Source organism: Aeromonas sp. 5HA1 (assembly GCF_029237245.1).
GTDB lineage: Bacteria > Pseudomonadota > Gammaproteobacteria > Enterobacterales > Aeromonadaceae > Aeromonas > Aeromonas salmonicida.
In genome coordinates this window covers 249,313-259,178 of sequence record NZ_JAACFW010000003.1, presented here as the reverse complement: position 1 = coordinate 259,178, position 9,866 = coordinate 249,313, and the positions used below count along the sequence as shown (strand labels likewise).

General features: G+C 46.9%; 7 protein-coding genes, 3 tRNA genes and 1 pseudogene. 5 read left to right on the top strand and 6 right to left on the bottom strand.

Features of this window, described 5'->3' with window-relative positions; genetic code table 11:
* From GWQ27_RS04820 to dauA, 3 genes and pseudogenes are all read right to left on the bottom strand, one after another.
* A pseudogene (locus tag GWQ27_RS04820) lies at window positions 1–349 on the bottom strand (IS3 family transposase); the annotation flags it as partial.
* Between the two features lie 99 nt (window positions 350–448).
* Window positions 449–536: transfer RNA gene (locus GWQ27_RS04815), tRNA-Ser, on the bottom strand.
* A 274-nt stretch (window positions 537–810) separates the two neighbouring features.
* The gene (dauA, locus tag GWQ27_RS04810) at window positions 811–2,547 is read right to left on the bottom strand and encodes a C4-dicarboxylic acid transporter DauA (RefSeq protein ID WP_275906794.1); all 1,737 of its coding nucleotides are present in this window, start codon (window positions 2,545–2,547) and stop codon (window positions 811–813) included.
* A 568-nt stretch (window positions 2,548–3,115) separates the two neighbouring features.
* Here dauA and GWQ27_RS04805 point away from each other — a divergent pair.
* The 3 genes from GWQ27_RS04805 (at window position 3,116) to GWQ27_RS04795 (ending at window position 5,611) form a co-directional block, all read left to right on the top strand.
* Window positions 3,116–3,191: transfer RNA gene (locus tag GWQ27_RS04805), tRNA-Asn, on the top strand.
* Window positions 3,192–3,193: 2 nt separating this feature from the next.
* Window positions 3,194–3,269, top strand: a tRNA-Asn gene (locus GWQ27_RS04800).
* 755 nt (window positions 3,270–4,024) lie between these two features.
* Window positions 4,025–5,611 (top strand): hypothetical protein, encoded by a 1,587-nt coding sequence (locus tag GWQ27_RS04795; protein ID WP_275906793.1) that lies wholly within the window; start codon window positions 4,025–4,027, stop codon window positions 5,609–5,611.
* 392 nt (window positions 5,612–6,003) lie between these two features.
* Here the strand turns inward: GWQ27_RS04795 and GWQ27_RS04790 are convergent, their stop codons facing one another.
* From GWQ27_RS04790 to GWQ27_RS04780, 3 genes are read right to left on the bottom strand one after another with little or no spacing between them, the layout of a single operon-like run.
* The gene (locus GWQ27_RS04790; protein WP_265453059.1) at window positions 6,004–7,500 is read right to left on the bottom strand and encodes a DUF4041 domain-containing protein; all 1,497 of its coding nucleotides are present in this window, start codon (window positions 7,498–7,500) and stop codon (window positions 6,004–6,006) included.
* 4 nt (window positions 7,501–7,504) lie between these two features.
* On the bottom strand, window positions 7,505–7,894 hold the full coding sequence (locus GWQ27_RS04785) for a hypothetical protein (protein WP_265434827.1): 390 nt from the start codon (window positions 7,892–7,894) through the stop codon (window positions 7,505–7,507).
* A complete protein-coding gene (locus GWQ27_RS04780) occupies window positions 7,887–8,045 on the bottom strand; it encodes a hypothetical protein (RefSeq protein WP_265434826.1) in 159 nt (52 codons plus the stop codon). Before GWQ27_RS04780 ends, GWQ27_RS04785 begins: the two co-directional genes overlap by 8 nt.
* Before the next feature lie 152 nt (window positions 8,046–8,197).
* On the opposite strand from GWQ27_RS04780, the gene GWQ27_RS04775 reads away from it, so the two are divergent.
* Both GWQ27_RS04775 and GWQ27_RS04770 read left to right on the top strand, forming a co-directional pair.
* Window positions 8,198–9,304 carry a DUF3289 family protein gene (locus tag GWQ27_RS04775; RefSeq protein WP_265434825.1) on the top strand — a complete coding sequence of 369 codons (1,107 nt, stop codon included), beginning with the start codon at window positions 8,198–8,200 and terminating at the stop codon, window positions 9,302–9,304.
* Complete coding sequence (locus tag GWQ27_RS04770) at window positions 9,301–9,798, top strand: hypothetical protein (RefSeq protein ID WP_265434824.1); 498 nt, start codon at window positions 9,301–9,303, stop codon at window positions 9,796–9,798. The genes GWQ27_RS04775 and GWQ27_RS04770 overlap by 4 nt, the downstream gene beginning before the upstream one ends.
* Window positions 9,799–9,866 lie beyond the last annotated feature (68 nt).

Here is a 9,866-nt window from a genome sequence, read left to right as displayed (position 1 = left end):
CGATGGAGACGCCGTAGTCGTTCTTCAGCACATCGACGACGGCCTCAAAGAACTGGGCCTTCTGGCTCATCAGCGCCAGCTGCTGCTCGAGCTCCTTGATACGCTGTTCGGGCGTCTGGTTGTCGGGGTCAGGCATGGTGATGCTCCTGCCGGCGCGCACAGAAGCCCCCTGGCTCCAATCTTGCCGACCATGTTTACGCAACCATACCAGAACGGTGGAGCGGCCCTGAATGCCATAACGCGCCTGAGCCTGTTTGTAGGTGAGCTCGCCTTTTTCAATCTGCTCGACCAGTGCCAGTTTAAAAGTCAGCGAGTAATCGCGCTGTGTCCGTTTCACACCTTGTCCCATCGGGCTCTCCGTTTATGTGGGGGAAAGGTGTAAACCATATTCAGGACGGGACAGCATAAAGAAAAGGGCCTGTCTTGCGACAGGCCCTTTTCTTTTATTTGGCGGTGAGGGAGGGATTCGAACCCTCGATACGTTGCCGTATACACACTTTCCAGGCGTGCTCCTTCAGCCACTCGGACACCTCACCAAATCTTTACTTCTTTGAAGTGGCTTTCGGAGCACGCTACGCGTGCTTTCTTGCCGACTTCGTCGGTGGGCAGCCATTCTGACATCCCACCAAATTTTTTCTCACATTTTCAGGTGCCTGAGCTGCACCATCGCTTGCAGACCATGCCGCAGCGACGGGGCGTAATGTAAGGGATGCATTGTGTTGGGGTCAATGCAATTTTGCGGTTTTCAATCTGTTTGCTCAAGAACCGAGCCAACTGCGCAAAATCTTTCCACCTCTGCATCCCATACCATCAACTGGCGGCCTGTTCGTGACTCTGCTCGCCTTTCAATGCCTCTTCCAGAGAGCCATAAAACTCCAACTGACCCGGCACAGGGCGCACTTTGGCACGCGCCAATGTCTTCAACGGCTGAAACTGCAACTCGGCTACCCGCAGCTCCACTCCGGCCTTGGCCATCTGCTTTTCAAACTGCAGGAAAGCAGAGAGTCCCCCGGCATCCAGGATGGAGACAGCCTCCATCTGCAATACCAGCAGCTTGTGCCCCTGAACCTGAGCCACCAGCTCGCCAAAGACACGCTCGGCTGCCGCAAAAAACAGCGGGCCGTTGATCTTGTAAAGCAAGGCATTCGCCGGCACTTCGTCGGCATAGCGCTTGTGATCGGCCAAATCGTGCAGCTTGGTCATCTTGGCAATTTCACGCATGAACAACAGCGACGCCAGGATCACCCCGAAGGTAATGGCAATGACCATGTCAAAGATGACGGTCAGCGACAAACACACCACCAACACCAGCACATCGGATTTGGGGGCGCGACGCACCAGCTCCACCACCTTGTGTGCCTCACTCATGTTCCAGGCCACGATCAGCAACAGCGCAGCCATGGCCGAGAGCGGCAACCAGGAGAGCCAGGGTGCCAACACCAGAATGGCGGCCAGTACCACAAGAGCATGCACTATGCTGGAAACCGGCGAGGTGGCACCTGCCCGTACGTTGGCGGCGGAACGGGCAATGGCCGCCGTTGCCGTGATGCCACCGAAGAAAGGCGCCAATATGTTGCCCAACCCCTGCCCCACCAGCTCGGCATTGGAGCTGTGCTTGCGACCCGTCATGCCATCGAGCACCACGGCGCAGAGCAGCGACTCAATGGCCCCCAGCATGGCCATGGAAAACGCAGCCGGCAGCAAGCGTTCGATGGCCGCCAGGTTCCATTCGACCGGTGAACCATCCGGCCCCGGCAGTGCCCAGGGCATTACCAGGGTCGGCGCTATGGGTGGGATCCCCATGCCTTGTGTGCCATCGGCCAGGGTATAAATGAACTTGCTGCCAATGGTGGCCACATCGACACCAAAGTAGTGCAGACCAAACCCCAGCCCCACCCCCACCAGCACGGCGGGCAAATGTCCGGGCACCGGCAAGCGCAGCCGTGGCCAGAGCAATAACACGGCCAGGGTAGCAATCCCGACCAACGTGTCACCCCATTGCCAGCTTGGCAGGGCATGTACCAGCGCCTCTACTTTGCCTATGTAATTTTCCGGCATATCGGGCACCTGGAGCCCGAAGAAGTCCTTGATCTGCAAGGTGGCTATCACGATGGCGATCCCGCCGGTAAAGCCCAGGGTCACTGACGGCGGAATGTACTCAATCAGGCGCCCAAGTCGGGCCATCCCCATGGCGACCAGAAAGAAGCCCGAGATCAGGGTCGCCATCAGCAGACCACCGACCCCGAATTGCTGGGCCACCGGGTAGAGGATCACCACGAAGGCGGCGGTCGGCCCCGACACGGAGAAACGGGATCCACCGGTCACCGCAATGACGATACCTGCGATGATGGCGGTATAGAGACCATGTTGCGGTGGCACGCCGCTGGCAATCGCCAGCGCCATGGCCAGCGGAATGGCGATGATACCGACCGTGACGCCGGCGATCAGGTCACGGCCAAAGCGAGGGATGCTATAGGGTTCATCAAAACAGGATTGGCGTAAAGCAATGGCCAGCTTCACGCTTTGCAAGGGAGCTTGGTTGTGCATGTATGTCGTAATACCAGAAGAGGGAGATAAAGGCCGGATTGAACCGGCGCCCGATCATCATCAAGGGCCGGCAGAACTGTCGACACGGCGATGGTATCCGGGGCAACCATACTCCAGCCGAGGAAATATTTCGATGGGCAGGATCAATGAATGACCATTACACCGCAAAATAGCGGTTTGTTGCTGGCATATCGCCGATTTTTATCACCATTACGCAGATTTTTCACTTCGCCTGCTAACCAAATGCACACGGCCCGCGGCAGACACTTCTTTCCCCATAGAGGCGGTGTATTAGGCATGGGCCCTCCCATTCACCCACCCCATTTTTATTGAACGGGCAGGGATGGTTGGCCATCACTGAGCATCCAGAACGCAATCCGCCACCAGCGCAGAAATTGATAAAGTTGCTACCAGAGGCCAATCTCAAGCTGCTGATTGTGCTGAAAATAGTCCACAATGACCAAGTTTTGGACAAACAGGGCGAAATTCCATTTTTTGCGCCGGATCGCGGGTTGACACCCGGTCGACAGGCTATTAATATCCGCACCGTCTCAACGAGACAGGCAATTCCTCCTTAGTTCAGTCGGTAGAACGGCGGACTGTTAATCCGTATGTCACTGGTTCAAGTCCAGTAGGAGGAGCCAATTCCCTCGTAGTTCAGTCGGTAGAACGGCGGACTGTTAATCCGTATGTCACAGGTTCAAGTCCTGTCGAGGGAGCCAAATTTCAAAGCCCAGTCTCAGGACTGGGCTTTTTAATGTCTGTCGTTTGCTTGTTACCAGCCGATCCAGTAAGCCCTCATTGCATGCCCCCACATTACTCTCGCAGTGAACAAGCAACACTACCTGTTTTCTCTCGACTCAAACCCGACTAACGCAGGCTCCGGTCCCTATCCGGTCAACTCAGCCGGTGAATAGGTCACGATCTAGCCCGAACCAGAAGTCATCCCCTCCCCTGACGCAAATACCTCCAGAAACCCCCTCCGGTCACAGCTTCCGGTCTTTCTGCTGGGAGACCATGGGGATGCTCAGACCGGAACTGGTGGCACTGACGTGGAGATAACTCAGATTGAAAGATGGAGACGCTCACCAGGGACAAGGGACGAGGAATGGTTCTTGGTGCAAACCGGAGCAAGTCTGGGGCATATCCGGTCGCTTGGGCTGTAGCTGAGTTTGCCAGGAGTTGTGCAAAGTCGCGTCGATGCCGACGAGGTGGCGGGTCATCATGCCGACGCGACCGTCGGCAACTTTCACAAGAAATATTTACCGCCCCTCTTGTCTTTGATGCTTGGCTTGTAAGCCTCAAAGGCATGGAGCTAATGTATGCCCTGCCCTGCCCTGCCTTGCCTTGCGAGGAATAGAGCGCCTCGCGTGAGCGATCCAGTTTAACGAAATCTGCAATCGCTGTTTTGATACTCCGAAACTTGTGATTATTTCTTTATATTGTCCAATATTAGTTCAAACCTAGGAAACAAGTTATGTCGTCAACAGATCAGAAAATGCCAACCTTAGGTTATTTCAGTAAAGTAATTAGCGATTGCTTGGGGTTGTGGAGTAGTGAGAAAAAGGATATTACCTTTACTGTATCAGCTACTGAGAAAGCGAGGCGTAAGGCCTTAGCCGACGCATTTAGTGCAATAACGCGTAGCGATAGAACATATGGATCTCATAGTGACCTAATCGCACAGACAACTAAGCTATACCCAAAACCACAACAAAAAATCCTAAAAAACAAAACCATTCAAGACTATTTCAATTATTTTTCGAAGGAAGACTTTTCTTCATATCATGAATTTTTGGAATTTAAAGAGTACATCGATATTGTTATCTCAGACAGATACGAACAAAAAGCCATTGCGATGTTCGCCACAAATATATATACCTCGTCAGCTATGTATTATAGAGAGTTTGTCAGAGAGCATGCCATAAGGCCAGAAATGTCACTTAATTCATATGTACATTTTATTAAGTGCATATTGATTGATTTGATAGCATCATTGACTAGGACCTCTTTTAAATCCACAGAATCATTGAGTGACGGATTTATTGATTATAAATCATGCCAATGGCCACTCAGAACCTTTGTTGATTCAATGGTCGGCTTGTGTAATGTATCCCTACAAAAGCTACATCAATTTCATGAAGTTAGACTAAACAATACTGTTTTATCTGATGAAGAAATTTGGAATTCAGATTTAAAAGCACAGAGTATAAATACAAAATCGAAGCAAGTCATCGATCGTCTGAGCAAAAGCAATAGAATTAAATGGAGTGGTTTCTTTTCAACTATAAAACCACTCGCACCTCTACTTCCAGAAGATATAGATGAGGACTCTTTTATCGTCACAGCATATTCGGCATATGTAATTCATAACCTAATGTGCCATCTTCGCGAACTAAATTTCGAAGAACCTATTAATAACTCATCATTGCAAGAGGCGCATTACCCAGGGATAGCTGGTGAAAATAATTTTATTCCGCTAAGTGAACAGGTTGACTTATTACTCAATGTGGATGTACAACCCAACACAGTCGTCGTTAACAATACAATATATAGCTATCATGAGTTAATTAGATGGATGCGTCGATTAAACACGTCGCTTATTGGAGAACTACCGATCCCAAGCTTGCTAGAATTTTCATATAGCAAACACTTAATGGCATTTCCGTTCGATATCATGCTCCATCAACTGGTGAAAGTACCTGTATGGCTATCCGAGTGGAACTTAGCTAAACATGCGGTGGCATCCAATAATGGTGATTCTGCGTTGCAACACTATAAAGAATCACTCAATGCGGCCAAATATGTCGCAGGTTCATTATTTATTTTTCTGTATGTTGATATATGTGCATTTTGCAAACGAACCTATCAGGAGTTTAAGCGCGACAATAAGGAGTATTTATTTGATAGGTTCTATGAGTCATTGGGTGGTGACGCAGCAAAATATGCAGCTCTGTTAGGTTATACTTCTGGTTCTGCTCGTGATCCAGAAACCTTGATGCCACGATTAAGGGCCCCAGTAAAAGACACATTACTGAGACAAAAGATAGACTCAATGGTGTGACTACAGATGTAGTTTTAATATGTAACGGCGTTGTTGAATAAAAGAGCTTTCATTAACTTTGCGCTATTTAGTCCAAACTGTAAGCTTGAAAGGTGAATTTCATTTTCTCAGTTCTGGTGGAGATTAGCGAAATCGGCTGATTTTAATAACCGGATTGCACAGGCATGCTTTTCTTCAACAACGCCTGATGAGTATCATCAGGACACACTGCGTATAGACCTACTTTCTCAGAACCACGCTTCAACCCAGGCCATCGAAATAGGGTGAGCTCGGTTGTCAAAAAACAGCAATAAAGTTGCGACGGTGCCGACGAAGCGTCGGACCGTCGTGCCGACACAAATGTCGGCACTTTATAAACCCAAGTGACATCATCACTTGGGTTTTGGGAAAATCTACGCTACTTCTGCGGGGCTTAACGCTCTTTTATCAAGCACAGGCTCAACAGCTTGAAGACGCAAACTCTCATAGTATTCCTCTGCCAACGCAGTCATTTTAAAGTCAGCATCAATATCAACAATAGTATCCACTGCATCTTTTATCGATAACAAGTCTACTTGGAAGAACTCTTTTCTCAAATTAACTGCATTGACCCGATGCTCTCGAAACTCCCGATGTAAAGCAGCCTCCAATGCCGGAGCATCATCGGAATAAATCATAGCATGAACATCAAAAGAAAATGGCACACTAGCATCACCTAGCTCTTTAACTCGATCCATAGGGTCTAGTCGCCTGGTTAAGCCAATTTTATAGACATCCTCACCAAATGAACCAATATTACTGATGACGTATACATGGCCTTTGCGCGTTTGTTCAGCCATGCTCTTGGCTCGAGCCTCTTTCATCTCAGCCTCAAGTAGCTGCTGTTCAAGCTCAGCTATTCTCTGCTCTGCAAATGCCCTTTCGCTCTCAGATGCTTTCAACAACTCCTCTCGAGCCTTGCTCAATAGCTCCCTATAAATACGTTCTTCCTTTTCAGCCTCAGCAATAGCTCGCTCATACTCTTTAATTGCTCGCTGTTCTTCGCGGATTTGTTCTTTTATGATTCTTTGCTCATCCGCCTCTTCTTGTTTTTTCAAGGCGTATTGATACTGAAGTTTGCACTCGTCGAACTTCAATTCTACATAGCTGATATTAAAACCACACTTCAATGTTGCCGCTGATTTTTCAAGTGTATTAGCAAGAGTTTCGATTCTCTCCAAGGTTCGGGCAAAGTTACTAGGGCTCACTTTCCCGATCAAAAAATCACATTCAATATTAAATGCTGTTAGCATTAACTTTACTTGGCCATCAAGAATCTTTTTATTTAATGACTTGTCATTCGCTATAGTCATAGTGATAGGATACGTTATAGCATTTTTATCTCTAATTAAGTCCTTTTGTTGGCTTCGGACATATTTTATTTCTTCTGAAAATCGGGCTGATGTTTCATAGAGATACTCTGGAGTTTCAAAATGCCCAACAGATGTGAACTCGTCCAACCGAGAGTATAGATCAAGCATTCCCATCAAATTTTTAACGTCAACATTGAGCTTTGTTATTTCTAATGCCAGCCTGTCTTTTTCTTCATTCTGCTTGTTATTTGTTTCAGTTGCTTCGCTGATTCTTTCTAAAAGCCGAGCTTCATCTGCCTTAAGTGCCTGTAACTCTTTCGTCTCAATTCTGACCCGCTCTAGCTCTTGCGTATCGTTATATAAATCACTTTTGACCGATGAAAGGCTATCTTTTAACTGAGACAACTCCTGCTCAAGGCTTGTATGCTCGCCAAGTTTAGCATCAATATTGGCCTTATACTTAGCCAGTTCCTTATTACTTTTTCCCTTGATAATAAAATAGCCAATCAATATTGTTGCAATTGCACCAATGATGACGGCTAAAAGCATATATTCCATTTTTCTACCTTAGTTGTAAACTGATAAATTGCTGGCGTAGAGTCGCTCGCTCCAAACATCTGTCTTCATATTCTTCTTGGGCATCAGCAAGCTCATCTTTTAATCTTTCCTTTGCCTGAGCAATACTCAGTTTTTCAGCTTGTTTTGCCAGTGCAGATCTTTCTTTTTCTGCACGAATTGCATCTCGCTCCTGTTCTCTTAAAAATTTTTGATACTCTCTTTCTGCTCTAGCATTTTCGCGTTCAGCTGCTTTCTGTCTACGTGCTGAATCCCTAGCAGCCTGTTTACCGGCTCTGTCAATTGCTTTAGCAACTTTGATAGATAAACCTAAAAGACTACCTCGCCTTGCCAAACCATCCTCCTTACAACATTTTGTTCCTATGGCCTTAGCCATATGAAAACATAGAAGCCCACTTAAAATCCATGATCGATATATCAGTAGTGATATTGACGCCAAGGTTAGAGCACAAAAATTGACAAGCAATCGCGTCGATGCCGACGAGGTGACGGGTCGTCACGCCGACGCGACCGTCGGCAAATTTCACGCAAAATCTCCAGTAAATCCCCCCCTCCCCCAGCCCCCCCTACAAACACTGTCAGAAATGGCTCCTTTGGGTACCATGTGTTTTGAATGAAGCCCAAAGTATGGCAGACTGCCTGCCCATAAAAACCTTTGCGTTTAAAAGGAGTTGTTTACATGGCGACCAAGAGTATTGGCGAGCTGACCCAGGATGAGTTCTTGAGAATACTAGGCCCAGACCAAGGCAGTTCTAGGGATGGCAGCCGTGTTGCCGTGGGCCGCTCGACTAGAGACAGCTGTGTAAACGTGGTTGATGGGAAGCTACAGGTAAATGGAAGTGACGAGTTCCGTCGCACAGTTGAGGTAGCCTATGAAGCCAAGAAGACTCCCTCAAGTGGTTTCGGTTCTGCACCTTACCGCCCAGAACCGAAACCAGAACCCGAGCCGACTCTCAGTAAGTTGATGCCAAAGACGGATACGACCAGTGCTACAAAGTTTCACTTGCCGGTACAGATCTATAAGAGCCCAAGAGATCCAGGTAAAAGCGCATCAGGTGGAATTGCTGACGATATGACCTATGGAGATATGACGGCTCAACAGATTGAAAATATTCCAACAGTGTGGAGCTTATTTAAGTTAGAAGGCATGAAGGGACTCGACACAGCTTCTCCTGATCGTTTTTTTCAAAACTTCCGTAATATGGCCGTCACTCTATTCAGTGCCGGAGAACTAAAGATGAATACTCTGGCTATGATTGCTAAATTCCAAAAAAATGAAGGTGGAGAGTACCGCAATCCAGTCCTAACTCGTAACGTTCGAGCCCATGAAACGACTATTGCATTTGCAAACACAATTATCACCGAGGTCAAAAAAGAGCTCAAAGTTAAAGACGGCAACGTAAATGCTTTAGTTCTTGATGACCTGATGAGAAATTACAAAAAAGCTGATGCTAAATTTAGACTGCCGCGTTTCAATAACAAAATGGATATTGTAACGGGTCTAACCATTGCTATAAATGACACATGGGCGGGTAAAGCCGAGATCACTAAGTATGAAAAATTTGGTGACTTCTACAAGGGGGGCATTAAGATTACGTTATATGATCATTTTGGATTGGACTTACCAGACGTAGGGCCGGACCCGACAACTGGTGAAATAAAACCATATGGTGCACTGGCAGGATTTCGGTCATGGTTTATATTACAACATCTAGATAGGTTCGCTTATAAACCATTTATTACGGTTATAGAGATGGACTACTCATTCAGCGGAGAGCTTAAATGAAACCTTTACCAGTTATATTACTGCTCTTTGTTAGTTCACTAGCTGGTTGCGGTGAGCCAGAAATACATGCATGGTCTAGAGTACAAGTAGATTATGTATATAAACTTGAGACACATGAGTATGTTGTGGTTAACCCCCCGACAGATAGACAAGAGGCTCTCAGCCTAATTGTTCACTATCTAAAAAACAACCCGATAAAAAGCAGAGTAGGATACACCCCTCAGGCAATATTCTACAAAAAAAGTAATGATACTCCTGTTCAAGGAGATATACCTGGCTTGAAGCTAAACGAAAAATTCCCTGGAGGGGATCATAACCAGACAGAAACAGATATCAGTTCCTATGTGATTGCTACAGTGTCATGGGATGATAACAATATCAACATTAATTTCAGTAATGACTACCGCCAAAAAGGTGACAGTTATTGCTCGACACAAATAGACAATAAAGGTAAACAGACTGACACCTGTACGCCAATAGCTGATTTAAAATAAGTGCTCATTATGCTCTTTTTATACATTAGACAATTTGATATTACGCTACTTTTTTTATTCTACCTCAT

What these genes read in the sequence shown, in the direction of transcription:
- dauA (WP_275906794.1), bottom strand. Translation starts at nt 2,547, where the DNA reads ATGCACAACCAAGCTCCCTTGCAAAGCGTGAAGCTGGCCATTGCTTTA.
- GWQ27_RS04795 (WP_275906793.1), top strand. Translation starts at nt 4,025, where the DNA reads ATGTCGTCAACAGATCAGAAAATGCCAACCTTAGGTTATTTCAGTAAA.
- GWQ27_RS04790 (WP_265453059.1), bottom strand. Translation starts at nt 7,500, where the DNA reads ATGGAATATATGCTTTTAGCCGTCATCATTGGTGCAATTGCAACAATA.
- GWQ27_RS04785 (WP_265434827.1), bottom strand. Translation starts at nt 7,894, where the DNA reads ATGGCTAAGGCCATAGGAACAAAATGTTGTAAGGAGGATGGTTTGGCA.
- GWQ27_RS04775 (WP_265434825.1), top strand. Translation starts at nt 8,198, where the DNA reads ATGGCGACCAAGAGTATTGGCGAGCTGACCCAGGATGAGTTCTTGAGA.
- GWQ27_RS04770 (WP_265434824.1), top strand. Translation starts at nt 9,301, where the DNA reads ATGAAACCTTTACCAGTTATATTACTGCTCTTTGTTAGTTCACTAGCT.